The sequence below is a fragment of the Amycolatopsis sp. cmx-4-54 genome (assembly GCF_046548895.1).
Lineage (GTDB): Bacteria > Actinomycetota > Actinomycetes > Mycobacteriales > Pseudonocardiaceae > Amycolatopsis.
Map to the genome: position 1 here is coordinate 802493 of NZ_JAEBEJ010000001.1, position 22930 is coordinate 825422.

General features: G+C 68.3%; 24 protein-coding genes. 12 read left to right on the forward strand and 12 right to left on the reverse strand.

Features of this window, described 5'->3' with window-relative positions:
- The first annotated feature begins 5 nt into the window (after positions 1–5).
- Positions 6–236, forward strand: a complete 231-nt coding sequence (locus ACLJQ7_RS03955) for a hypothetical protein (protein ID WP_410646757.1) — start codon at positions 6–8, stop codon at positions 234–236.
- A gap of 420 nt (positions 237–656) precedes the next feature.
- Here ACLJQ7_RS03955 and ACLJQ7_RS03960 read toward each other — a convergent pair whose 3' ends face one another.
- Positions 657–1451 (reverse strand): TetR/AcrR family transcriptional regulator, encoded by a 795-nt coding sequence (locus ACLJQ7_RS03960; RefSeq protein WP_410646758.1) that lies wholly within the window; start codon positions 1449–1451, stop codon positions 657–659.
- Positions 1452–1519: 68 nt separating this feature from the next.
- Here ACLJQ7_RS03960 and ACLJQ7_RS03965 point away from each other — a divergent pair, with 68 nt between their 5' ends.
- Together ACLJQ7_RS03965 and ACLJQ7_RS03970 are read left to right on the forward strand one after the other, a co-directional pair.
- Complete coding sequence (locus ACLJQ7_RS03965; protein ID WP_410646759.1) at positions 1520–4237, forward strand: DEAD/DEAH box helicase; 2718 nt, start codon at positions 1520–1522, stop codon at positions 4235–4237.
- Positions 4234–5394, forward strand: a complete 1161-nt coding sequence (locus tag ACLJQ7_RS03970) for an SWIM zinc finger family protein (protein ID WP_410646760.1) — start codon at positions 4234–4236, stop codon at positions 5392–5394. The genes ACLJQ7_RS03965 and ACLJQ7_RS03970 overlap by 4 nt, the downstream gene beginning before the upstream one ends.
- Here the strand turns inward: ACLJQ7_RS03970 and ACLJQ7_RS03975 are convergent.
- Entirely contained in the window at positions 5331–5978 is a 648-nt protein-coding gene (locus tag ACLJQ7_RS03975) for a DUF4865 family protein (protein ID WP_410646761.1), read from the reverse strand. The two genes, ACLJQ7_RS03970 and ACLJQ7_RS03975, sit on opposite strands and share 64 nt — an antisense overlap.
- A gap of 26 nt (positions 5979–6004) precedes the next feature.
- Positions 6005–6757 (reverse strand): AraC family transcriptional regulator, encoded by a 753-nt coding sequence (locus ACLJQ7_RS03980; RefSeq protein WP_410646762.1) that lies wholly within the window; start codon positions 6755–6757, stop codon positions 6005–6007.
- A gap of 54 nt (positions 6758–6811) precedes the next feature.
- Between ACLJQ7_RS03980 and ACLJQ7_RS03985 the strand changes: the two genes are divergently transcribed.
- Entirely contained in the window at positions 6812–8587 is a 1776-nt protein-coding gene (locus ACLJQ7_RS03985; protein ID WP_410646763.1) for a 4-hydroxybenzoate 3-monooxygenase, read from the forward strand.
- A 217-nt stretch (positions 8588–8804) separates the two neighbouring features.
- Here the strand turns inward: ACLJQ7_RS03985 and ACLJQ7_RS03990 are convergent, their stop codons facing one another.
- Genes ACLJQ7_RS03990 through ACLJQ7_RS04005 form a run of 4 tightly spaced genes read right to left on the reverse strand, consistent with a single transcriptional unit; the run spans position 8805 to position 12058 of the window.
- A complete protein-coding gene (locus ACLJQ7_RS03990) occupies positions 8805–10424 on the reverse strand; it encodes an acyl-CoA dehydrogenase family protein (protein WP_410646764.1) in 1620 nt (539 codons plus the stop codon).
- Complete coding sequence (locus tag ACLJQ7_RS03995) at positions 10408–11013, reverse strand: TetR/AcrR family transcriptional regulator (protein ID WP_410646765.1); 606 nt, start codon at positions 11011–11013, stop codon at positions 10408–10410. The genes ACLJQ7_RS03990 and ACLJQ7_RS03995 overlap by 17 nt, the downstream gene beginning before the upstream one ends.
- 32 nt (positions 11014–11045) lie before the next feature.
- Positions 11046–11504: a peroxiredoxin family protein gene (locus ACLJQ7_RS04000; RefSeq protein ID WP_410646766.1), complete on the reverse strand. Its 459-nt coding sequence runs from the start codon at positions 11502–11504 to the stop codon at positions 11046–11048.
- A 20-nt stretch (positions 11505–11524) separates the two neighbouring features.
- Positions 11525–12058, reverse strand: coding sequence for an RNA polymerase sigma factor (locus ACLJQ7_RS04005; protein ID WP_410646767.1), 534 nt, complete (start codon positions 12056–12058; stop codon positions 11525–11527).
- Between the two features lie 144 nt (positions 12059–12202).
- Here ACLJQ7_RS04005 and ACLJQ7_RS04010 point away from each other — a divergent pair, with 144 nt between their 5' ends.
- Genes ACLJQ7_RS04010 through ACLJQ7_RS04025 form a run of 4 tightly spaced genes read left to right on the forward strand, consistent with a single transcriptional unit; the run spans position 12203 to position 14895 of the window.
- On the forward strand, positions 12203–12718 hold the full coding sequence (locus ACLJQ7_RS04010) for a DinB family protein (protein WP_410646768.1): 516 nt from the start codon (positions 12203–12205) through the stop codon (positions 12716–12718).
- Positions 12719–12720: 2 nt separating this feature from the next.
- Positions 12721–13488 (forward strand): NAD(P)-binding domain-containing protein, encoded by a 768-nt coding sequence (locus ACLJQ7_RS04015; protein ID WP_410646769.1) that lies wholly within the window; start codon positions 12721–12723, stop codon positions 13486–13488.
- Positions 13485–14243 (forward strand): putative protein N(5)-glutamine methyltransferase, encoded by a 759-nt coding sequence (locus ACLJQ7_RS04020; protein WP_410646770.1) that lies wholly within the window; start codon positions 13485–13487, stop codon positions 14241–14243. Before ACLJQ7_RS04015 ends, ACLJQ7_RS04020 begins: the two co-directional genes overlap by 4 nt.
- Before the next feature lie 10 nt (positions 14244–14253).
- Entirely contained in the window at positions 14254–14895 is a 642-nt protein-coding gene (locus tag ACLJQ7_RS04025) for a class I SAM-dependent DNA methyltransferase (protein ID WP_410646771.1), read from the forward strand.
- Position 14896: 1 nt separating this feature from the next.
- On the opposite strand, the gene ACLJQ7_RS04030 is transcribed toward ACLJQ7_RS04025, so the two are convergent.
- Both ACLJQ7_RS04030 and ACLJQ7_RS04035 read right to left on the reverse strand, forming a co-directional pair.
- On the reverse strand, positions 14897–15736 hold the full coding sequence (locus ACLJQ7_RS04030) for a class I SAM-dependent methyltransferase (protein ID WP_410646772.1): 840 nt from the start codon (positions 15734–15736) through the stop codon (positions 14897–14899).
- A gap of 50 nt (positions 15737–15786) precedes the next feature.
- Complete coding sequence (locus ACLJQ7_RS04035; protein ID WP_410646773.1) at positions 15787–16626, reverse strand: SDR family oxidoreductase; 840 nt, start codon at positions 16624–16626, stop codon at positions 15787–15789.
- A 92-nt stretch (positions 16627–16718) separates the two neighbouring features.
- Between ACLJQ7_RS04035 and ACLJQ7_RS04040 the strand changes: the two genes are divergently transcribed.
- Entirely contained in the window at positions 16719–17090 is a 372-nt protein-coding gene (locus tag ACLJQ7_RS04040; protein WP_410646774.1) for a winged helix-turn-helix transcriptional regulator, read from the forward strand.
- Here ACLJQ7_RS04040 and ACLJQ7_RS04045 read toward each other — a convergent pair.
- The gene (locus ACLJQ7_RS04045; RefSeq protein WP_410646775.1) at positions 17056–17496 is read right to left on the reverse strand and encodes a VOC family protein; all 441 of its coding nucleotides are present in this window, start codon (positions 17494–17496) and stop codon (positions 17056–17058) included. The two genes, ACLJQ7_RS04040 and ACLJQ7_RS04045, sit on opposite strands and share 35 nt — an antisense overlap.
- A 797-nt stretch (positions 17497–18293) precedes the next feature.
- On the opposite strand from ACLJQ7_RS04045, the gene ACLJQ7_RS04050 reads away from it, so the two are divergent.
- The gene (locus ACLJQ7_RS04050; protein WP_410646776.1) at positions 18294–19274 is read left to right on the forward strand and encodes a tyrosine-type recombinase/integrase; all 981 of its coding nucleotides are present in this window, start codon (positions 18294–18296) and stop codon (positions 19272–19274) included.
- A 1-nt stretch (position 19275) separates the two neighbouring features.
- Here ACLJQ7_RS04050 and ACLJQ7_RS04055 read toward each other — a convergent pair whose 3' ends face one another.
- Positions 19276–19659 (reverse strand): hypothetical protein, encoded by a 384-nt coding sequence (locus ACLJQ7_RS04055; RefSeq protein ID WP_410646777.1) that lies wholly within the window; start codon positions 19657–19659, stop codon positions 19276–19278.
- Between the two features lie 66 nt (positions 19660–19725).
- Here ACLJQ7_RS04055 and ACLJQ7_RS04060 point away from each other — a divergent pair, with 66 nt between their 5' ends.
- The gene (locus ACLJQ7_RS04060) at positions 19726–20505 is read left to right on the forward strand and encodes a glycerophosphodiester phosphodiesterase (RefSeq protein ID WP_410646778.1); all 780 of its coding nucleotides are present in this window, start codon (positions 19726–19728) and stop codon (positions 20503–20505) included.
- A 60-nt stretch (positions 20506–20565) separates the two neighbouring features.
- Here the strand turns inward: ACLJQ7_RS04060 and ACLJQ7_RS04065 are convergent, their stop codons facing one another.
- Positions 20566–21240: a transglycosylase family protein gene (locus ACLJQ7_RS04065; protein WP_410646779.1), complete on the reverse strand. Its 675-nt coding sequence runs from the start codon at positions 21238–21240 to the stop codon at positions 20566–20568.
- A gap of 270 nt (positions 21241–21510) precedes the next feature.
- On the opposite strand from ACLJQ7_RS04065, the gene ACLJQ7_RS04070 reads away from it, so the two are divergent.
- Entirely contained in the window at positions 21511–22911 is a 1401-nt protein-coding gene (locus ACLJQ7_RS04070; protein ID WP_410646780.1) for an MFS transporter, read from the forward strand.
- The last annotated feature ends 19 nt before the right edge of the window (positions 22912–22930 follow it).

The following is a 22930-nucleotide window of genomic DNA, read 5'->3' on the forward strand; positions in this document are numbered from 1 at the left end:
GGCTCATGGATAGTGCCTCGCGAACGGTGCTGCGGCGCGTCGTGCTGGGCGCGTTCGTCTGCGTCGCCGCGGTGATCGTGCTGCTCATCGGCCGCGCGGTGCTCGGCGCGACCGGCTTGGCCTTCGATCCGCACGGCTATGGGATGTTCGCGGGAATCCTGGTCACTGCGGTCCTGACCCCGGTCGCGCTGGCGCTGTGGCTGCTCTACCGCTCACTGCGACGACGCGGCAAGTGATCTGAGCGGCTCAGTGGCCGACCGTATGCCAGTGTCCACAAGGGACACTTTCACGTTTCGAAATGCCTGGTTGATGCCCATGTGCGCGGTCTTGTGCGGGGGTCGTGAGTGGTAATGGTTGTTCTAACGACCCAAAACACTCACGAGACTGGAGCGACCCCGTACCGCCGCCCTTGCTGTGACTGAAAGGGGCTGGTGGTGTTGCTGCGCCCCGGGTGGCGATCGCGCAGGTCCACTGCCGCCACAATCAGCAGGTATCTGAGACACCCCTGACTCCAACGCCCCTTACCACTTGGTTCTAACTCACCCCCCGAGGAACCGCACAAATCGCTCAACTCGGGCACTGACACCTCGGAAAATATCCCTTATGGACGGCCGAGAAGCTGCCAGGACCCGGCCGACGAAGGCACCTCCACGTGCTCACGAAGGCAGTTCGGCGCCCGAAGTGCCGGAACCACCGTTCACCAGTTGCTCGACCCCGTCCAGAATCCGCGCCAGCCCGAACCGGAAGGTGTGCAGCGGCGCGCTCGCCGCACCGTGTGTCTCCCCGGCGGCCTGCCCGATCCGCGCCGCGAGCGGGAACAGCCCGGCGTCGGCTTCGGGGATCTCCGCGAGCACGGGCGCGCTGGCCGTCCACCACTCCATGTCCGTCAGCCCGGATCGCCGGACGAGACTCGCCGATTCGACCGAACCGCGCGCGATGCCCTGGACGAATCCGTTGACCATCGCGACCACCGCGTCCATTTCCAGGTCGGTAAGCCCGATCGCGTCGACGGCCCTCAGTTCGCGTTCGTGTTTGGCGAAGGTGTGCGGGCCGAGGGGGAGACGTCCGGTGGTGAGCTGGAGCATCCACGGGTGCCGGTGGTACATCTCCCAGGCGTCCTCGGCGAGAATCGTCATCGTGACCCGCCAGTCGTGACTCTCCGGCGGATCGGTCAGTTCGCCGTGGACCCGGTCGATCATCAGGTCGAGCAGTTCGGCGCGGCCGGGGATGTAGGTGTAGATCGTCATGGGGGAGACGCCGAGCTTCTCCGCGCCCCGGCGCACCGACAGCGCGGTGATGCCCTCGGTGTCGGCCAGTTCGATCGAGGCGGTGACGATCTCCTCGACGGTGAGCTTCGGTTTGGGGCCACGGCGGGGTTTCTCGCGCACACCCCAGAGCAGTTCGATGGTCCGCCGTGGATCGCCCGTGCCGGTGTGGTCCGCGTCTGTCATCACGTTCTCTCTACAGTGTACAGAGTTGTGTTATCCTGAACTGTACACCGTACAGAGATTGGGGTTGAGTGGCGTCTCACGACGGTTTCGGCAGTGTCGTTTTCGAACCGAAGAATCCCCCGCGGACCAGCGGATTCGTCTTCTGGAACGCCGGGGGGAACACGCCGGGGACCGGGGAGGTGACAGTCGCTCTCCCCGAGGTCGCCACGGTGCCGTGCGTACGGCTACCGATGGCCGAGGCGCTCCCCGCGCTGCTGCGGCTTCGTGAGAGCGACGATCCCTCCGCGCGTTTCTGGAGCACCGCGGCCGCGGCGGCGTTGAAGCTCGCCGAGGCCGGCAGGCTGCTGCCCGGGCTCACGGAGTCCGATGTGGACGCCTGGCGCGCGGGCCCGCTGGAACCCGCCGACGCCGCGTGGCTGCGCGAGTTGTCCGAAGCGATGCCGGCGCGGGCACGAGCGATTCCGGGCGAGGGAAACCTGCTCCCCGCGCGGTATCCGTTGCTGCGCGCGTTCCTCGACGCCGTGGCCGACACACTTCCCCGCACGCCCGCGGCCGCGCAGGCGGCGGGCGTCAAAGCGTTCGCCGCCGCACCCGCGCATCACCTACCGCAGTTGCGGGACTGGGCGGCCGAGGTTGCGGCAGGGCTGGACTCCGGTGTCCGGGTCTCGGTGCGCGTCGAGGCACCGGGCGACGACTTCACCACCGGGCGCTTCAGCGGGGTCGTCCAGGTGCACAGCCTCGCCGACCCCGGCGTCCTGATCGACGCCGCCGCGCTCTGGGCAGGTGACGACCGGTTCGGCCCGCGAGCGCGGATCGACGTGATGCTGGCCCTTCGCCGGGCCGCGCAACTGTGGCCACCGCTGGAGCCTCTGCTGAGCGCCGCGGTGCCCGATGAGGTCGGGCTCCGCGACACCGACATCACCGAGCTGCTCACCACGGCCGCGCCGCTGCTGGCCACGGCGGGGATCGACGTGCACTGGCCCGCCGATCTCGTCCGCGATCTGAGCGCGAAGGCCGTCGTCGGCGGCGGTGCCGCGCCGCCTGCCGACCTCCCGTCGTTCTTCGCCGGCGGCACGCTGCTGCAGTTCGACTGGCAGCTGGCGCTCGGCGGCGCACCGCTCACCGCGGCCGAGATGGACGCACTGGCCGAGGCGCACCGTCCGGTCGTGCGGTTGCGCGACCAGTGGGTGCTCGTCGATCCGGCGCTGGCGGCGAAGGCGCGGGATCGCGCGCTGAAGCCGCTCACGCCGATCGACGCGCTCGGCGCCGCCCTGAGCGGGACGGCCGAGGTCGACGGTGAACGCGTCGACGTCCTCACCGACGGTTGGCTCGCCGCGTTGCGGGAACGGCTGCTCGCGCCGCCCGAACCGCAGGCACCGCCACGAGGTCTGGCCGCGACCCTGCGCGACTATCAGATGCGCGGCCTGCAGTGGCTCACCGCCATGACGTCGATCGGGCTCGGCGGTTGTCTCGCCGACGACATGGGGCTCGGCAAGACGATCACGCTGATCTCGCTGCACCTGCATCGTGCCGACGGGCCCACGCTGGTCGTCTGCCCGGCATCTTTGCTGGGGAACTGGGAACGCGAGATCACCCGGTTCGCCCCCGGTGTCCCGGTGCGCCGGTTCCACGGTGCCGAACGCTCGCTCGAGGATCTCGACGGCGGCTTCGTGCTGACGACCTACGGCACCCTGCGCGCCGACCCGGAACCGCCGGCGAGTGTCCACTGGGGATTGCTGGTCGCCGATGAGGCGCAGCACGTCAAGAATTACCGCTCCGGCACGGCGAAGGCGTTGCGGACGCTGAAGTCGTCGGCACGGGTGGCACTGACGGGCACCCCGGTGGAGAACAACCTCGCCGAGTTGTGGGCGATCCTGGACTGGACGACACCGGGACTGCTCGGCACCATGGCCGATTTCCGCCGGGTGTGGGCGAAACCGGTCGAGTCCGGAAAGGACCCCGAGGCCGCGGAACGGCTGTCCCGGCTCGTCCGCCCGTTCCTGTTGCGCCGTCGCAAATCGGATCCGGGGATCGCGCCGGAGCTGCCGCCCAAGACGGAGACCGACCGGCCGGTGACGCTCACCGCCGAGCAGGCGGCCCTGTACGAGGCGACAGTGCGCGAGCTGATGGCCGAGATCGCCGGCAGCGAGGGCATCGCGCGCCGGGGCCGGATCGTCAAGCTGCTCACCGGGCTCAAACAGATCTGCAACCATCCCGCGCAGTACCTCAAGGAGCCGTCGGAAGCGGTGCTGGACGGGCGGTCGGGCAAGCTCGAACTGCTCGACGAGCTCCTGGGCACGATCCTCGCCGAGGACGGGTCGGTGCTGGTGTTCACCCAGTACGTCGTCATGGCGCGGCTGCTGGAACGGCACCTCGCGCAGCGCGGGATCGGCACGCAGTTGCTGCACGGCGGAACGCCGGTGCCCAAACGCGAGGAACTCGTGCGCCGGTTCCAGGCCGGTGAGGTGCCGGTGTTCCTGTTGTCGCTCAAGGCGGCGGGGACCGGGCTTAACCTGACCCGCGCCGATCACGTCGTGCACTACGACCGCTGGTGGAACCCCGCGGTGGAGGACCAGGCGACCGACCGCGCGTACCGGATCGGGCAGACCAGGCCGGTGCAGGTGCACCGGCTCATCGCCGAGGGCACGGTCGAGGACCGGATCGCGGCGATGCTGCGGGAGAAGCGTGCCCTCGCCGACGCGGTACTCGCCGGTGGCGAGGCCGCACTGACCGAACTGACCGACGCCGAGCTGGCCGACCTGGTCGAGTTGAGGAGCCGCCGATGAGCACGCCAGACGACCGCGTCCGCGGTTTCCCCGCCTTCGGCGCCCAAGGCGGGCGTGGCCAGTTCGCCCGCTCGTGGTGGGGCCGCGCGTGGATCAGCGCGATGGAGGACACCGCGCTGGATCTGCGCCAGCTCAAACAGGGCCGCAAGTACGCCGCGGCGGGCCGGGTCGGTCCGATCACGGTCAGCCCGGGGCGGATCGCCGCCGTGGTCGACGACCAGGAGGGCCAGTACCGCACCGAGGTCCGTCTCGCGGAGCTGACCGGCGACGAGTGGGACCGGTTCCTGGACCGGGTCGCCTCGAGGGCCGGGCATCTCGCCGCCTTGCTGGACCGGGACATGCCGCACGATCTCGTCGAGGCCGCCGACGACGCCGGGGTGCATCTGCTGCCCGGGATCGGCGACCTCGACCCGGACTGCGACTGCCCAGGCTGGGAGTTGCCGTGCCGTCACGCCGCGGCGCTGTCGTTCCAGGCTTCGTGGCTGCTGGACGCGGATCCCTTCGTGCTGCTGCTGATGCGAGGCAAGGGGGAGCGGGAACTGCTCGACGAACTGCAGCGACGCAACGCGCCTCGGTTCGTGCGCACCGGGGACGACGAAGTCCCGGCCGAGCGCGCGTACGCCGACGAGCCGGGTCCGTTGCCGGATCTCGCCGGATTCGCTCCCACCGGGGGCCCGACCGTGCCCGGGGCGCCCGGCATTCCGGCCGAGACCTTCGCCCTGCTGGTCGCGAACGCCGGACAGATGGCCGGTGCGCTGCTGTCGTCGCAGCCGAAGCCCACCCGCAAACAAGATGCCGTCCGCCTAGCCGCGACTCGTCCGGAGACCGCCGACAGGCTGCGCCCGGCCGAGAGCGGCGACGACTTCGACCGCGCGGTGCTCGCCTGGCGGCACGGCGGCCGGGCCGGTCTCGACGTCCTGGAGACCGCGTGGACCCCGCCGCCGCAGGCGATGGGCCGGGCACGTGCCGCGTTCGCCGAGGTCGTGGACGATCCCGGTCAGGGGCTGGACGTCGAACGCAACCACTGCACCGTCCACGGAACGGGCGTGCAGGTGCGGCTGGGCAAGGACGGGCTCTGGTATCCGTACCGGGATCAGTGGCCCGCGGGGCCGCCCGAAACCGATCCCGGCGCGCTGTTCGCCGCATTACTCGGCTGATCCCACTGCCGTCCTCGCCGCAGCTGATCCAGGTGCGGCGAGGACAGGTGGAGGATCCGGTACCGGGTCTCGTCCGTCTCCGGCGCCTCAGTGGTCCACAGGCTGTAGCGGATGACCTGCCAGGTCCGCGGGTCGACGGCGAGCGCGCCCGAATGCGCGCCGTCCTGGCGGAGGTGCTCGCGAAGTCCGTCGAGAGCTTCGCCGAGGAAAGCGACCGGGTCGGTCTCGTCGGGGATTCGCACGACGTGTTTTCCCGCCGCGGCCGGGGGAGTGCCGAACGCGGGTCCTTCCTCGAAGCCGAGCACGGTCCAGTGCTGCACGGCGGGACGACCGAAGGATTCGACGATGCCGCTGAACGGGCCGCCGAACAGGAACGCGTTCATCCCGGCCTCGTCGTGCCACAGGTAGAAGGGCGAGTACTGGTTCAGCGTCGAGCCGTCGACGCCGCGCTCACGGATCCCGTAGACCTTCAGCCCCAGGCCGCCGAAGTCGTCGAGCAGATGCCCGCGCGTGGCGACGCGTTCGCGGATGATGCCCATGTCGTAGTCGGCGGGCAGGGTGATCTCGTACTGCATCGCATGCATGCCGTACATACTAGTAGGTACAGGGATCACCTTCGACCCAGTCCGGCCTGGTACCGCCCGGGCGTCTCACCGACGACGGCGACGAACGCCTTGATGAAACTGGTGGGATTCGCCCACCCCAGCCGGGCCGAGACGGTGGTCACCGCGTGGCCGTCGCCGAGCAGGACGAGGGAATGCTGCACGCGGAGCATGCTCCGCCACCGCCGGAAGCTCACCCCGAGTTCTCCCTGGAACAGCCGGCTCAACACACGCTCGCTGGCGCCGGTGGCCCGGCCGAGTTCACGCAACGTCGCCGAATTCGCCGGATCGGCATGCAGCAGCGAAGTCACCGCGCGCAGCCTGTCATCGACGGGTTCGGGCAGGTACAGCTCCTGCGGCGGGGCGTCGGTGAGTTCGTCGATGATCAGCCCGCGGAGCCGGTGCCGGGGTCCTGGGCCGCGAGTGCGTCCGTTGCTGAGCGCCAGCAGCGCCTCACGCAGCAACGGTGTCACGGCGAAGACCGACGGCACGGCGGGAAGGAACCGGCAGAGCCGGACGGGCAGTTCGATCCGCCGGATCTCGGTCTCGCCGTAGGCGCGGTGGGAATGCTCGAAGCCCGGCGGCGTCCAGGTGATCCGGTTCGCCGGGGCGAGCCAGGTGCCCCGTTCCGTCGTGGTCGCGAGCGCGCCCGCCGAGGGATAAAGCAGTTGCCCTTGGGTATGGGAGTGCGAGCCCACCACCTGCCCGTGGGCCATGGAGCCCCAGCCGGTGTCGCCCAGCGGTTGGCGGGATTCCAGCATAAGAAGTCACGATACCGGTAGTGCGACACCGTCGCCCCGGGCAAGACTCGAAGCATGCTTACAGGGAAAGAGAACAAACCAGTCCTCATCGTCGGAGCAGGCGTGTCCGGACTCGCGCTCGGCAACTTCCTGCTACGCGAGGGAATCGGCTGCGTCATCTTCGAACGGCGCAGCCGCGAGCACGTCGAGCAACGACAGCGCGCCGGAGTCATCGACACCAGAGCGACCCGCGTCTTCCGGAAACGAGGACTCGAAGACCGCGTCGTCGGCGGGACGCCCGTCGAACCCAGTCTCGGCTTCCGCGTCGACGGACAGCCGAGGCCACTGACGCTCGCCGTGGAAGAACACCGGGAAGGCCGGTTCTGCCCCCAGCAGGTCCTGGTCCGGAACCTCATCGCCGTATTCGAACAGGACGGAGGCGACCTGCGGTTCGACACCGAGGTGTCCGTGGAGGACATCGACGGAGAACGCCCGCGCGTCCGGCTCGGCGACGGATCGATCGTCGAAGGCGACTTCATCGCCGGATGCGACGGCAACCGCGGCGCGTCCCGGGCCGCCCTCGCCGAAGACAGGATCACCCGCCACACCCACGAATACGGCTACGCGTGGCTGGTGGTCCTCGCCGAGGCGGCCGCCACCCAGCAGGCGGTGATGGCGATCCACCGGCGCGGATTCGCCGCCCAGTTCGGCAGAGGACCGCGGGCGAGCAGGTTCTATCTCCAGTGCCCGCTCGACGACACCGCCGAGGATTGGCCGGACGAGCGGATCTGGAGTGAACTCGAGACGCGGTTCGGTGAACCACTCGCCGCAAGGGGCGCGATCGTCGAGAAACAACTGCTGCCGCTGCGCGGCGAGGTGATCAGCCCGATGAGCCACGGCAGGCTCCACCTGCTCGGCGACGCCGCGCACATCGTCCCCCCGATGAGCGCGAAGGGCATGAACCTCGCGCTGCACGACGCCGACGTCTTCGCCGACGCCCTGATCCACTTCTACGAGAACGGTGATCCGGGCCCGCTCGATTCCTGTTCCGAGACGCGCCTGCGCGAGGTGTGGAACTACCAGGCGTTCGCGACGTGGTTCACCGACACCGTGCACGACGCCGGTGACCCGTCCTACCGGGGAGAATTCCGGCGCAAGGTGGCACGCGCCGACTTCGACCGCCTGTACCTCCGCGACGGCGAACCGGCTGCTCAGCGAATTCGTCGCCGGCCTGAACTGATCCGCTATTTCCGGCTGAGCCGGACGATCCCCTCGTCACCCTGTACCGCGACGACGGCGATCACCTGCCGGTTGATCTGGTGGACGGCCCCCGCCGGACCGGACATCGCCCCGCCCATCCCGCCGGAAGCCGGGGCGAGGCCCACCTTCCCCGCCTGGACAGCGACCGCGAGCGGACCGGCGCCGCCGTCGTTGGGGATCTGGTCTCCGGTCCGGACCAGCACCTCGCACTCCCCATCGGCGCAGGCCCTCAGGTTCCGTCCGTCCGCCGACACGAACGGCGCGCCGGACGGGACCGCCGCCTCCATCAACGGCACGCTCTCCGCCGACGGTCTCGAACTCGCCGCGGCGAAGATCGGCGTCGGCTCGGCCGCCGCGCAACCGGCGGCGAACAGCGCCAGGGGAACCAGGACCAGGCATCTTCGGCGATCGACCATGACCGACGAACGTAGCCGACACGCGGGCTCCTGGATGCACCCGAATTCCGCAATCCTGCGGCCGTTCGCAGTGCGCGGCGCCGGTCCGGCCGGGGGAACCGGCCGGACCGGCGCACGACGTGGTCATACGGGCACAGAGCGTTCGGTGACAGGAGATTCCTCGCGTGTCGCATAGCTGCCGGTCTGGGGCTCAGCCAAGAGACCTGGATCTCGACTGTCCAGCAGGACTCGAATGGACGCCGGGTGCCCGATTCAGGCGATTTGTGAGTCTTTGCGCGGGATCGTGAGTGTTTTGGGTCGTTCTAACGCCCTTTGCCACTCACGACCCCGCGCGGAACCGTACATGCATCAATTGGACATCCAGCCGCCAGGAGCGCTCCACCGCCTAAAACTCAGACCTCCGCACGGGCGATGATCGCCCGAGTGTCCACACCGGACGGAAGCGTCCCGAACGCGACACCCCAGTCGCCGCCGAGGCGCGACGCGCAGAACGCGTCGGCCACCGCCGGCGTCCCGTGTCGCACCAGCAGCGAACCCTGCAGCACCAACGCCATCGACTCGACCAGCCGCCGCGCCCGGTACTCGATGTCCGAGAGATCCGACAGCTCCTTGCGTAGCCGTCCCACCGCGTCGTCCAGCCGCGTGTCGGCGCCGGACGCCTGCTCGACCTCCGCGAAATACGCCGCCACCGACTCCGGCTGCTTTGCCATCGCCCGCAACGCGTCCAGGGCCGCGACGTTGCCCGAACCCTCCCAGATCGACATCAGCGGAGCCTCACGATAGAGCCGCGGCATCCCCGACTCCTCGACGTACCCGTTCCCGCCGAGGCATTCCAGCGCTTCCACCGCATGCGACGGACCGCGTTTGCACACCCAGTACTTCGTCACCGCCAGCCCCAGCCGCCGGAACGCCTGCTCCTGCTCGTCCTCCGGCCGGTCGGTGGCCGACGCGAGCCGCATCCCGACCGTCGTCGCCGCCTCGGACTCCACGACGAGGTCCGCCAGCACGTTGCCCATCAGCGGCTGATCCACCAGGTTCGCTCCGAACGCGCGACGATGCCGCGCGTGGTGCACCGCCCGCACGGCGCCGTACCGCATCCCCGACGCGCTCCCGACCGCGCAGTCCAGCCGGGTGTTGTTCACCATCTCGATGATGGTGCGCACCCCGCGGCCTTCCTCGCCGACCAGCCAGCCGATCGCGTCGTCGTACTCGACCTCCGACGACGCGTTGGACCGGTTGCCCAGCTTGTCCTTCAGCCGCTGCAACCGGATCCCGTTGCGGGAACCGTCCGGCAGGACCCGGGGGAGCAGGAAACACGACAGCCCGCCCGGTGCCTGCGCCAGCGTCAGGAACATGTCCGACATCGGCGCCGAGGTGAACCACTTGTGCCCGACGATCACATAACCGCCGTCGCCGACCGGACGCGCCGTGGTGGTGTTCGCCCGGACGTCGGACCCGCCCTGTTTCTCCGTCATCGACATCCCGGCGATGAGCCCGCGCTTCGTACTCGGCTCACGCAACCCGAAGTCGTACTCCGTCGCCGCCAGCAACGGCTCGTACCGCGCGGACAGCTCCGGATTGAACCGCAACGCCGGAATCGCCGCGTACGTCATCGAAATCGGGCACGTGTGTCCCGCGTCGACCTGGCCCCAGACATACATCTTCGCCGCCCGCGCCGCGTGCGCGCCCGGCCGCGAATCCCGCCACGGCGCCGCGTGCAGCCCATACGACACCGCGACATCCATGAGATCGTGCCAATGCGGGTGGAACTCGACCTCGTCGATCCGGTTCCCGACCCGGTCGTGCGTCCGCAGTACCGGCTCGTTCTCGTTGACCAGCCTGCCCCACTCCTGAACGTGCTCACTGCCGGCGAGCCTGCCGAGGGAGTGCACCTCGGCCACCGCCCACCCGGCGCCCGCCCGTTCCAGCCCCTCCAGCAAGGCCGGATCGGCGGCGACGTCGTGCTCCGCCAGCGGCGGAACCTGATTGGTGACCTCATGAGTGCTCGGCATCGGAACCTCCCAAGGAACGCAGGACGAAAGTGCGCAGTCCGGACACCTCGTCCGCACTGCCGGTGGTCAACGGACCGATCAGCACCTCGGCGGCCGCCCCGACGAGCGCCGCCGCGGTGACGTCCGCGTCCTGGGCGGGCAGCGCCCCGGACCGGACGCCGTCGGCCACGTGCTGGGCCACGACGTCACGGAAGGCACGCCGGAACACCAGCCGCTCGGCCTCGATCGGCGCGTCGACGGGCTCGGCCAGCAGCGCGTACGCCATCCGCGGCGTCTTCAGCGCCCGGCTCGCGAAGGTGTCGAAGACCGCCACGACCCGCTCGGCAGGCGTGCCGGGCCGTTCCGACACCTCGCGCACAGCCTCGACCTCACGCGTGACGACCTTGCGGAACAACTCCACGACCAGCGCGGCCTTGGTGGGATAGTGGCGGTACACGCTCCCGACCGCCACGCCCGCCCGCTCGGCGACCGCCGACACCGAACAACCCGCGTACCCGCGCTCGGCCAATTGCTCCATGGCGGCGGCGAGAACGGCGTCACGCTGAGCGTCCAGGCGCTCCTGGACCTTCGGTGTACGGCGATACGGCACCCAAGAAGTGAAGCACTGATTCACACCTTCAGTCAACGCACCCTGGCGAGCCCTTCCACCGCCCTGGCGATGCCCTTCTTGTCATAAGCACTGGTCGGGATGGTCGCCGCATGGGCATGCCGGACCACCCCTTCCCGGTCGATCAGCACACTGCCCGACTGCTGCAGCATCTTCTTCACCAAACCGAACGCCTCATGCGGCGTGCCGTCCCGGCCCGAGACCACCCGAAGCGACAACCCGCGCTTCGCTCGCCACACCTTCGCCTCAGCCCGGCCCTCGGGAACCGCCACCAGCACCCGCACACCAACGGCCGCGAACTCCTCCGACCGCGCCGCGAGGTCCTTCACATGGCCGGTGCACACCGGACACGTGGTCGAGCGCATGAAATAGATCAGCACGCTTGCCGTACCGCGGAACTCCGAAAGCCGCACAACCTGCCCTGTCGTGTCCTCCAGCGCGACGTCAGGGACCGTGGAACCGATTTCGAGCATGAAAACTCCTCAACCGAAGGTCAGGAAGCGGGGCTGTCGAGAAGGGCACGAACCGTCGCCCGCGCGCGATGCAGCCGGGACTTCATCGCGGCCGTGCTCAGCCCGAGCGCGTCCGCGACCACCCGACCCGAACGGCCCTGGATGTCACGCATGATCAAGACGCGACGCTGGTCAGCGGGCAACTCGGCGATCGCCGCGGCCACCCGTCGCGCCTCCAGCCGATCCAACGCGTCTTCCTCGGCCGACACCATCGCGACGGAATCCGCCGGATCCGCACCACGCACCGCCCGGCGCGCCCTGCGAAGGCATTCGTTGCGCACGATCCGGAACATCCACGACGCGAGCGCACCCGTGGCACGCAGCGTGCCGATCTTCCGGTACAGGATGATCAGCGCCTCCTGCGCCGAATCCTCCGCGTCCTCCGGCGAAGCACACAACGACCGCGCGAACCGCTGCACATGCGGATGGGAACCCGAGACCAGGGCGGCGATGGCGGACGTATCCCCACCCTGCGCCGCCACGATCAACGACTCCCTCGGCCACTCGGCCTCCACGACAACCTCCTCCTGCGCCGAGCTTGTCCCGGCCCCTACAAGAGCCGCGACCCTCGCCAAAGGATTCAGCAGCCATCACGTGACCCCGCTCACCCCAGCGGGCACACCACGAACCCCACGTCACCCGATGGCATGATCGCCGCTATGACATGGACCGCCCCGGAGGTGACCCGGCCATCCGGCGACACCGCCGCCGACGAGCCGACCCTCCTGCCCTCCCTGCTGGCCTGGCACCGCGGCACCTTCCTCCACAAACTCGCCGGCCTCACCGGAGAACAACTCGCCACGGCGTCGGTCCCGCCGTCGAACATGACCCTCCTCGGCCTCGTCCGGCACCTCGCCAAGGTCGAACGCTTCTGGTTCCGCCTGCGCTACGCCGCACAGGACATCGACCCCCTCTACAACCCCGCCCTCGGCAAGGACCACGACTTCGAAGTCCTCGACGCAACCAAAGCCGAAGAGGCGTACGACATCCTCCTCGAAGAGATCCGCCTCGCCGACGAAGCCACCGCCGAAGGATCCCTCGACGACACCTTCGACCTCGGCGGAAACCCGTTCTCACTGCGCATGCTCTACCTCCACATGATCGGCGAATACGCCCGCCACAACGGCCACGCCGACCTCATCCGCGAACGCGTCGACGGCCACACGGGAGCCTGACCATGGAATACGGATTCGTCGGCGCGGGCGAGATCACCGCCGCCATCGTCGAAGGCCTCAGCAAGGACATCACCGACCCGCCCTCGATCTTCCTCTCACCCCGCAGCCGCAGCGTCGGCCAAGAACTCTCGGCACGCTTCGCCAACGTCGAAGTCCGCGACAGCAACCAAGCCGTCCTCGACAGCGCCACGACCATCGTGCTCGCCGTCCGCCCGCCGATCGCCGAAGAAGTCCTCCGAGACCTCACCTTCCGACCCGAACACGTCCTGATCAGCGCCCTCGCCGGCGTCCCCCTCGACCGGCTGCGTGACTGGGCCGCCCCCGCCGGCGAAGTCGTCAGAAGCATTCCGCTGCCCCCGGCCGCCCGCCGCCAAAGCCTCACCGCGATGTACCCCGACAACCCCGAAGCCCGAACCCTCTTCGACAGCATCGGCGGCAGCGTCGTCCCCGCCGCGGAGAAGGACCTCGACGTCTTCAGCGGCGCCACGGCCACCTTCGCCGCCCACCTCGACTACCTCGGCACCATCGCCGCCTGGATGACCGACCAAGGCATCGACGACACCACGGCGACCGCCTTCACCAGCCACATCTTCGGCCAGCTCGGACACTCACTCGTCCAGCGAAGCGGCTCCCTCGAAACCCTCACCGGCAAACACATGACCCCCGGCGGGCTCAACGAACAATTCCTCACCGACCTGCGCACCAACGGCGTCCCCGACACCGTCCGCGAGGCCCTCGACGGAATCCTCACCAGACTGCGAGACCAGTGACCGTCATCGACAGGCTCCGGGCAGCCGGATGCGTCTTCGCCGAAGACGAGGCCCGCCTGATCACCGCCGAAGCCCGAACCCCCGACGAACTCGACACCATGATCCAACGCCGCGTCGACGGCGAACCGCTCGAAGTCATCCTCGGCTGGGCGGAATTCCACGGACTGCGCATCACCGTCGAACCCGGCGTCTTCGTGCCACGGCAACGATCCGAACTCCTGGTCCGCCACGCCGCCACCCTCGCGGGACCAGGAGCGGTCGTCCTCGACCTCTGCTGCGGAACCGGCGCACTCGGCGCCGCCATCGCCGCCGAACTCGGCGACATCCGGCTCTACGCGGCCGACATCGAGCCCGCCGCGGTCCGCTGCGCCCGCATCAACGTCGCTCAAGCCGGGGGAGAGGTCTTCGAAGGCGACCTCTACACCCCACTACCCGCGACGCTACGAGGCCGCGTCGACATCCTGGTCGTCAACGCCCCCTACGTCCCCACCGACGCCATCGCGATGATGCCGCCCGAAGCCCGCGACCACGAACCCCGCGTCGCCCTCGACGGCGGACACGACGGAGTCGACGTCCACCGCCGCGTCGCCGCCGAAGCCCCACAATGGCTCGCACCGGGCGGGCACCTGCTGATCGAAACCGGTGAAAGTCAAGCCGCCTGGACCGCGGAAGCCATGGCACACAACGGATTGGCCCCCGAAGTGAGAGCCGACGACGACCTGTACGCGACGATTGTTGTCGGGGCGAGGGGATAGGGTCGCCGCCGTGACCGACTACCTCCAAACGACCCGCACCGCCTACGACACGGTCGCGGCCGACTACGCCGAACTCCTCCGCGGCCACCTCGCCGGATCCACCTGGGACCGCGCCATACTCGGCGCCTACGCCGAGCTCGTCCAGGCCGACGGCGGCGGCCGCGTCGCCGAAATCGGCTGCGGACCCGGCCGCATCACCGAACACCTCCACCGGCTGGGGCTCGACATCCACGGCGTCGACCTCTCGCCGGAAATGGTCGCCGTCGCCCGCAAGTCGTACCCTCACCTCGACTTCCAGGTCGGGGAGATGCCCGGATTGTCCATTGAGGACGGCGCATTGGCCGGCGTCGTCGCGTGGTACTCGATCATCCACACCCCACGCGAGCGGCTGCCGGAGATCTTCGCCGACTTCCACCGCATCCTCGCCCCAGGCGGCCACCTGCTCGTGGCCTTCCAGGTCGGCGACGAAGTACGCCACATCGAGCACGCGTACGGGCACGACATCACCTGCGACGCCTACCGCCTGCCACCCGAGAAGATCACCGAGCAGCTGGGGGAGGCGAAGTTCAGCATGCTCTCCACTCTCGTCCGAGAACCGTCGGAGGAGTTCGAAAACACGCAACAGGCCTACCTGATCGCCCGCAAGCAGTAGCTCAAGGACGCCGGGCCTCGACGAGCCAGGCCGCCGAGCCGTAGAAAACACCTCGGTCGGTCTGGTGCTCGGCGAGATCAGCCCGCAAGGCGTCCACAGCCGCGGCGCGTGTGGCCTCATCCAGGTCGCTCAACCGGCCACCGTGCTGCTCGACGATGAACCCGGCCGCGTCATCCACGTCCTGGCCGAAGTACATCGGCTCGTTCACCGCGGTGCACCGCACGCCGGAGTACCCGGCCGAGACCAGCAACCTCTCGATCTCGGCCGGGTCGCTCAGCGCGAGATCCGACGACGGCACCTCACGACCCGCCGCGAAGACCGTCCGAAACGTGGTGATCCATTCGTTGAGCCGGAACGGTTGCCACGTCAGCAGCACCAGACGGCCACCGGGCCGGGTCGCCCTGGCCAAGTTGGCGAACGCGGCCAGGGGAGTACCGAAGAACATCGACCCGTGCCTGCTGATCACCACGTCGAACCGCGCCTCGGCGAACGGATGGATCTGCGCGTCCACCTGTTCGAAGGAGACGTTGGGAACGTCTTCCTCCGCGGCGAGCCGACGAGCGAGAACCAGCATCTCACCGGAGAGGTCGACACCCAACGCGGAACCGCCGCCGGCGAACCGCGCCGCATCCCGCGTCGTCTGCCCAGCACCGCACCCGACATCGAGGATGTTGTCGGCCGGTCGGATACCGGCCGCGGCGAAGAACGCGTCGCGATAAGCGGCGACACCGTCGTTGAAACGCTGCGCGCGCTTCGCCCAAAGAGCGCCGTCGTCACCGTCCCACGCCTTCAACATCCGCTCGTTCGACGGATCGACACGCACAGCGGCGCTCTCGGACATTTCGGCAACCCCCAGGTTCGCTTCCGGAGGACGACCATAGCGCGAACCCCTCAGCGGAACGCGGCGACGTTCCTCGCTGCCCAATCGGCGAACGACCGCGGCGCACGGCCGAGAACCCGATGCACATCTGGGCTCACACGCACTTCCGCCGGCGTCGGAGAACTGAGAATGTCCAACGTGTCGTCCGCGAGCTCCGCCGGCATGCTCCGGGCCATACCCGCCTTCGCCTCGGCACGGGTGAGCTCGTGAAACCGCACCGGCGAACCGAGCGCGGCAGCCAGGACCTCAGCCTGCTCGCGCGGCGTGATCACCTCCGGACCGGTCAGCTCGTAGACCTCACCAAGGTGTCGCTCGTCCAGCAGACACGCGGCCGCGACCTCCGCGATATCCGCCGGATCGACGATCGGCACCCCGGTGTCACCGAACGGCGCCGCGACCACCTGCCGCGAACGGACCGACTCCGCCCACCACAAGGCATTGGAGGCGAAACCACCCGGCCGCAGGATGGCCCAGTCCAAACCGGACTCCCGCACCACGTCCTCCAGCGCGCGCATCGCGACCCGCGTCGTACCGAACGGTCGCGTCGCCACACCCAACGAGGAGAGCAGCACCACCCGGCCAACCCCGGCGGCCGCAGCCCGGCCGATGATGTCGGCAGGGTTCGCCCCGACAGCATGCAGATCGCCGGAAAGCAGCAGGAACAGCGCCTTCGCTCCCACCAACGCCTGATCCAGCCCGCCGGGCTCGGCCAGATCGGCCACCACATGCCGACCACCGGCCGGTGCCGTCGCGACATGCCGCGACACCGCCGTCACCTGTTCTCCCGCCTCGGCCAGCGCCTCGGTCAACGGCCTGCCGATGTTCCCGGTAGCCCCGGTCACCACGATCATGAACAGCTCCTTCGTTCGATCTTGACGTGGCGACGACGCTAGGGACAGCGGCTAACTTTTCGTAAGTTCATACCCCGAGGTAAGCTCTTCCCATGGCAGGAGGCTCGCAGTTCAAACCGGCCGACGTAGAGCCGCGGTATGAGGTGTTTCACACCGACTGCGCTGCCAGTGACGTGGTCGATCACGTCACCAGTCGATGGGGGATCTGGGTGCTGATCTCGTTGCAGCACAACGATCTCCGCTTCTACGAGCTACGCGAGAGCATCCGGGGGATCAGCGAGAAGATGCTCGCCCAGTCCCTGCGCGCCCTCGTCCAGGACGGCCTGATCTGGCGGCAGGTCGAGCCCACGACACCCCCACAGGTCACCTACGGGCTGACGGAGTTCGGCCGGGACGTGAGCGAGCCACTGGTGGAACTGTTCGACCGGATCACCCGACGCCTGGTTCCTCCGGACGCGAAGTAGCGTTGGTGATGTTGACCATCCAGGTGATCCCGAACCTGTCCACGAGCGCACCGGCCTCGTCGCCCCACACCTGCTTCTCCAGAGGCATGGTCACGGTGCCGCCGACGGACAACTTCTCGAAGTGGCCTCGGAGTTCGCCGTCGCCACCGAGGTAGACCGCGACGTTGTTGCCAGGGGAGTGCGGCACGTCCTCGATCTGGCCGACGACGTCGCAGGCCATCAGCGTGTATCCGTGCGGGGTGTCGAGCTGGGCGTGCATGACCTTGTCGGCGTCGGGGGAGTTCGGCGAACCGAAGTCCGAGATCGTGCCGATCTCCAGCTTGCCGCCGAGCACCCGGTGGTAAAACTCCATCGCCTGTCGTGTGGTGCCGTTGAACCTGATGTACGGATTGAGTCGAGACCCCATGAGATTCGCTTGCCCTTCGTGTATTCGGTGAAGCGCGAGCATTCCACCGAATACCCGACATCCTGTGTCGCGTATTCGCCGCAGGATTCCGCCCAGGAGTCAGTCAAGCGTCCAGCTTCGCCGACACCGAACAGCCCTTCATCAACCAGCGCGCGCAGCCGAACTCGAATTGGGCTATTCCTCGCAACGGTCAACGCGTCAGCAGTTCACCTTCGGTAGGAACCACCAGGGCATGGAACCACGACCCACTTTAGACCGAGGGAGAGCATGCACAGATCTTACTTGACATAATGTACATTATCGGCACTTGGCTGACCTGGTTATCAGGAGGCAAGAGGGGTCCTTGACGCAGCCGCGATGGGGATTTTCGTCGCATGTCACGCAGTGAAAGCGCCCCTCGCCGCAGCGGATGCGGGCACGACGCCCTTCAGCCCGCCCCAGATCTCCCGTGACGCCTCGGGGCGCCCCCGGAGATCTGGGGCGGATGTCCGATCACCCGGCCTCAATACGTCACTGTGACGAATCGATGTGGATCTCGCGGGGTGGTTGATGATCAATGGCGCCGATGGATCTCGTCCAGTCGGCCAGCCTGAGCCCAGCGTCGACCAGGTGGCTCAAGTGTCATGAGCGGGTTTTCGAGAACGAAAACCGTCAGGAACGACCTGTCGCGCAACCTCGGGGGGCGGCGAGCGAAACGAGATCCCCCGCAAGGGGTTTCCGGACCCATCACTCCGTTTCATGCATAATCACTATTATGCATGAAACGGAATATAACCCAGTGTAAGAATGTCGGTGCCATGCGGTACAAGATGTTCATGAGGGTTTCCGAGGCACAGCAAGCCTTTTTCGCCGCACGTCGTCCCCGTAAGGATTCTCCTCACACCACCGACGCCTACCGCCGCGACCTCGCCGGCATCACTGCTCTTCTGCTTCGCGAGTTGGACCGCTCCCCTGACGACCTCACCGTCGAGATGCTCACCGCCCAGGCGCTCCGCAACGCCTTCGGTGCCTTCGCGGACACTCATGCGAAGAGTTCGGTACTCCGCGCGTGGTCGACCTGGAACCAGTTCCTTACTTTCTGCGTGTCCGACGGGTTGCTCGCGGGCAATCCGATGGGCGCGGTCGCGCGGCCGAAGGCGCCTCCGCTGACGCCGAAACCGTTGCGGGGTGAGGAAACTCCGGAGCAGTTGCTCGCGGCCGCCGCCGACGGTTCGCGCCGGACGCGGGATCCGTGGCCCGAGCGGGACGTCCTGGTGATCGCGCTGGGGCTGGTCGCCGGGTTGCGCGCCGCGGAGATGCGGGCGCTGACGTCGCGGTCGCTGGTCGGCCGTCAGGGTGAGATGCGGTTGCACGTCCATGGCAAGGGAAGCCGCGACCGGTCGATCCCGGTACAGCCGATCATGGAGAAGATCATCGAGGGGTATCTGGCCTCCTGCCGTCGTCGGTTCCCCCAGCAGCGGTTCGGTCCCTCCACTCCCCTCCTCCGGGATCGCGCGGGCGAGCCGATCGGCCGCGGCGCGCTGGAGTACCTCGTCAAATCCTGCTACCGGTGGGCCGGGCTGCACGACCGCGTGCCGGTCGGGGCGAACCTCCACGCGTTGCGCCACACGTTTGCGACACGGCTGGCGGAGGACGGCGCGACCGCGTCCGAGATCATGGCTTTGCTGGGGCACGCGAGCCTTGCGACCAGTCAGAACTACATCGAGGCGACCGGGCGTGAGCAGCGTGCGGCGGCCGCGAGCAACCGGACGTACCGGGCCCTGGACGGGATCGTGTAGCTCAGCGGAGTTGTTCGAGGTCCTTGGCGGCTTGGGCGATTTCGCCGGCGAGGCCGCGGAGTTCGGCGGCGGAAGCGCCGTCGTCGGCCGCGGTGACGACGTCTTCGGCGGCGCAGCGGAGTTGGAAGAGCCTGTCCTGCAGGGTGGCGATCTCGGTGTCGGAGAGGACGACGGCGTCGTCGGGGAGGCCGCTGCGCTGGAGGGCGGTGCGGCGTTCGTAGGCGCGCTGGCGGCACGATTGCCCGCAGTAGCGGCGGCGCCTGCCGACGTTGCCGCCTTGTTCGAGCCGTCGGCCGCACCATCCGCAGTGTTTGGGTGCCCCCGCGCGGCGTAGCTCGGACACCTCTTCGGCGGACGTCTTCGGGTGTTCGGCTACTTCCCTCACGGTTCAGACCCTAGCTGGCCACCCGACGATCATGCCGGGGCCACGGCCGAAGTGCACACTAGTGGGGTGTCGACACTGTTTCCGTACCTCGCCGATCCGCTACCGCGTGCCTTCGCCCATCGGGGTTGGCACCTCGGTGACCTGGAAGGGTTGGAGAACTCGTTGCCCGCCTTCCAGCAGGCGGTGACCGAGGGTTATCGCTATCTGGAGACGGATGTGCACGCGACGTCGGATGGTGTGGTGGTCGTTCATCACGACGCGTCGTTGGACCGGACGACGGACGGTGCGGGGTTGATCTCCCGGCAGACGTGGGCTCAGTTGCGGACGGTCAAGGTCGGCGGTCGTGCGCCGTTGTCGCGGCTGGAGGACGTGCTCGAGGAGCTGCCGGAGGCGCGGTTCAACATCGATGTGAAGTCGAACGAGGCGGTGGCGCCGTTCGTACGGGCGATCGAGCGGACCGGCGCGTATGACCGGGTCGCGGCGGCGTCGTTCTCCGACGCGCGGCTGGCGCGGATCCGGAAGCTGGCGGGTCCGAAGCTGGTGACCGCGATGGGGCCGCGTGCGGTGGCGGTGATGTGGGCGAACGGGTTCTTGCCGCTGGTGTCGTTGCGGGCGTTGTCGCGGGGTGCGATGGCGCAGGTGCCGGTGCGGCAGGGGCGGTTGAAGGTGGTGGACCGGGCGTTCCTGCGGCAGGCGACGCGCGGGGGTTTCGAGGTGCACACGTGGACGGTGGATGATCCGGCGGAGATGCGGTTGTTGCTGGATCTTGGGGTGCACGGGATCGTGACGGACCGGCCGGATCTGCTGCGTGAGGTGCTCCGGGAACGCGGCGCTTGGCCTTCCTGATGCTCCGCGTTTCGTCCTCTAAATGCGCTTACACCGCATTTAGAGGACTGAATGCGGGGGTTATCGGGGTGCTTTGCCGTTCCAGGCGGCGTCCCAGGTCTTGGGGCCGAGCCGTCCTGAGTCGTTGATGCCGTTGGCTCGCTGGAGAGCGAGGACGGCTTCGCGGGTTTTGTCGTAGTAGCAGCCTGTGCCGGTGAAGCCGTAGCCGAAGGCGTTCATCCGGAGCTGGAACTGCTTCAGTGGTGCGGCGCAGTCGCCGTAGGCGTAGACGACGCCGGGCCAGGCGGGTTTGGGTCCGCCGGGCGGTGCGGGCGGTGCGGGTTTCGGCTTGGGCGGAGGCGGCGGGGCGGGTTGTCCTCCCCCGCCGATGTAGGCGGAGTCGGCGTAGGACGGGACGCGTTTGCTGCGGCCGTCGCTGTCGTTGCGGAAGCCGAGTTTGCCGGCGCATTCCCAGGGTTGCCAGCCGCGCATGCGGTAGAGGTAGAGGGCCCGGTAGTCCTGCTCGCGGGGGGTGGCCTGGTCGGGTCGTCCCTGGCCGCCGACGCTGCGCCAGGTGGGCAGGTCGAACTGGTAGGCGCCGTAGTAGCCGTTGCCGGTGTTGATGTTGTAGCGCCCGCTCGATTCACACATGCGGAGCTTGGCCCAGTGAGAGCCGTGGGGATCCGCGGCGGCGGATCCGGTGGTGGCGATCTGCAGGCCCGTCACGGCGAGGGCGAGCAGGAGCGTTCTCGCCACTACGCGGTGTGCTGTGCGAAGGCGATGGGTCCTCATGAGCGGAACAGTAAGTACCGGTCCCGTGCTTCACAAGAGTCACACCTCGCACAGCAGCCTCACACGAAACACACGCGGATGGTGGCAGCGACACACCGCCGATGGTCGGGAAGGTGTCGGGGAAGGGTTCGTCCCGCGTCGAAACGAACACGGTCCGGACTCGTGCCGGACAGGTGGGTGTGATCGCCAGTAGTCTCCCGCTGACCTCGACGTTCTCGACTTCAGGAGCAGTGCATGACGGTGGCCGTGACCCGTGAACGCAAGCGGGTGTGGCGGGCTTGGTACCTCTACGACTGGGCCAATTCGCCGTTCTATTCGTCGGTGATCACCGTCTTCGGAGCGCTCTATTTGAGCGAGATCGCGTCGGCGGACGCGAAGGCGAATTTCACCCTTAACGGGGACAGGGCGTGCACCGATTCGAGTGGAGCTTCGAACACCCTTCAGAACTGTGACGTCTCTTTGTTCGGGCTCCAGTTCCCCGCGGGTTCGCTGTGGGGGTATCTGCTGTCGATCGCGACGGTGACGCAGGTGCTGGTGCTGCCGATCGCCGGCGCGATCGCGGACCGGAGCAGGCACAAGCGGCGGATCCTCGGCGGGTTCGCGTTCCTGGGCGCGGTGGCGTCGGCGGCGATGTTCTTCATCGCGGGGACGAACTGGGAGGTCGGGGTCTGGACGTTCATCCTGGCCAACATCGGTTATGGCGGTGCCCTGGTCGTCTACTACTCGTTCCTGGTGGACATCGCGGAGCCCGATGAGCGGGACGCGGTGTCGTCGAAGGGCTGGGCTTTCGGGTATCTCGGTGGCGGTCTGGCGCTGGCGCTGCAGCTCGGGTTCTTCATGGGGCACGACTTCTTCGGGGTGAGCGAAGGTCTGGCGATCCAGATCTGTTTCCTGACTTCGGGGATCTGGTGGGCGGTGTTCACGATCCCGGCGGTGCGTGCGCTCCCCCGGACTCATGTGCCGAAGTCGAGCGCGCGGGGCCTGACGGTGTTGACGGCCGGGTTCAAGGAGCTGAAGCAGACGATCAAGGAGGCGAGGGCCTATCCCCTGACGCTGGCGTTCCTCGGGAGCTATCTGGTCTTCACCGACGGGATCACGACGGTGGTGGCGGTGTCGGCGCAGTACGGCAAGGACGAGCTGAAGTACAGCACCCAGGTGCTCATCGTCACGATCCTGGTGATCCAGTTCCTGGCGTACGCCGGGGCGATGATCCACGGTGCGATCGCGGCGCGGATCGGGGCGAAGAAGACGATTCTGGGCAGTCTGGTGGCCTGGGTGGTCGTGTTGTGTTTCGCGTTCTTCATCGAGGCCGGTCAGCCGTTGCAGTTCTACGCGGTGGCGGTCGGGATCGGGCTGGTGCTGGGCGGAACGAACGCGTTGTCGCGGTCGTTGTTCGGGCAGATGATCCCGGAGGGGAAGGACGCGCAGTACTTCTCGCTGTACGTGGTCGGTGAGCGGGGGACGTCGTGGCTCGGTCCGTTGTTGTTCGCGGCGGTCGGGCAGATCACCGGTTCGTTCCGGTACGCGATCATCGCCCTGGTGATCTTCTTCGTGCTCGGTTTCGTGTTCGTGTGGCTGGTGCCGGTGCGCCGGGCGATCGAGGCGGCGGGCAACCGACCACCGGCGGTGCTGTGAGGGCGGAGGGTGCCGATAG

Coding starts and splice junctions, on each gene's coding strand:
- ACLJQ7_RS04035 (WP_410646773.1), bottom strand. CDS start 16,626: ATGATCGTGGTGACCGGGGCTACCGGGAACATCGGCAGGCCGTTGACC.
- ACLJQ7_RS03980 (WP_410646762.1), bottom strand. CDS start 6,757: ATGCTGGAATCCCGCCAACCGCTGGGCGACACCGGCTGGGGCTCCATG.
- ACLJQ7_RS03990 (WP_410646764.1), bottom strand. CDS start 10,424: ATGCCGAGCACTCATGAGGTCACCAATCAGGTTCCGCCGCTGGCGGAG.
- ACLJQ7_RS04030 (WP_410646772.1), bottom strand. CDS start 15,736: ATGTCCGAGAGCGCCGCTGTGCGTGTCGATCCGTCGAACGAGCGGATG.
- ACLJQ7_RS04045 (WP_410646775.1), bottom strand. CDS start 17,496: ATGGGGTCTCGACTCAATCCGTACATCAGGTTCAACGGCACCACACGA.
- ACLJQ7_RS03970 (WP_410646760.1), top strand. CDS start 4,234: ATGAGCACGCCAGACGACCGCGTCCGCGGTTTCCCCGCCTTCGGCGCC.
- ACLJQ7_RS04015 (WP_410646769.1), top strand. CDS start 12,721: ATGGAATACGGATTCGTCGGCGCGGGCGAGATCACCGCCGCCATCGTC.
- ACLJQ7_RS03960 (WP_410646758.1), bottom strand. CDS start 1,451: ATGACAGACGCGGACCACACCGGCACGGGCGATCCACGGCGGACCATC.
- ACLJQ7_RS03975 (WP_410646761.1), bottom strand. CDS start 5,978: ATGCATGCGATGCAGTACGAGATCACCCTGCCCGCCGACTACGACATG.
- ACLJQ7_RS04070 (WP_410646780.1), top strand. CDS start 21,511: ATGACGGTGGCCGTGACCCGTGAACGCAAGCGGGTGTGGCGGGCTTGG.
- ACLJQ7_RS03955 (WP_410646757.1), top strand. CDS start 6: ATGGATAGTGCCTCGCGAACGGTGCTGCGGCGCGTCGTGCTGGGCGCG.
- ACLJQ7_RS04010 (WP_410646768.1), top strand. CDS start 12,203: ATGACATGGACCGCCCCGGAGGTGACCCGGCCATCCGGCGACACCGCC.
- ACLJQ7_RS03985 (WP_410646763.1), top strand. CDS start 6,812: ATGCTTACAGGGAAAGAGAACAAACCAGTCCTCATCGTCGGAGCAGGC.
- ACLJQ7_RS04050 (WP_410646776.1), top strand. CDS start 18,294: ATGCGGTACAAGATGTTCATGAGGGTTTCCGAGGCACAGCAAGCCTTT.
- ACLJQ7_RS04000 (WP_410646766.1), bottom strand. CDS start 11,504: ATGCTCGAAATCGGTTCCACGGTCCCTGACGTCGCGCTGGAGGACACG.
- ACLJQ7_RS04040 (WP_410646774.1), top strand. CDS start 16,719: ATGGCAGGAGGCTCGCAGTTCAAACCGGCCGACGTAGAGCCGCGGTAT.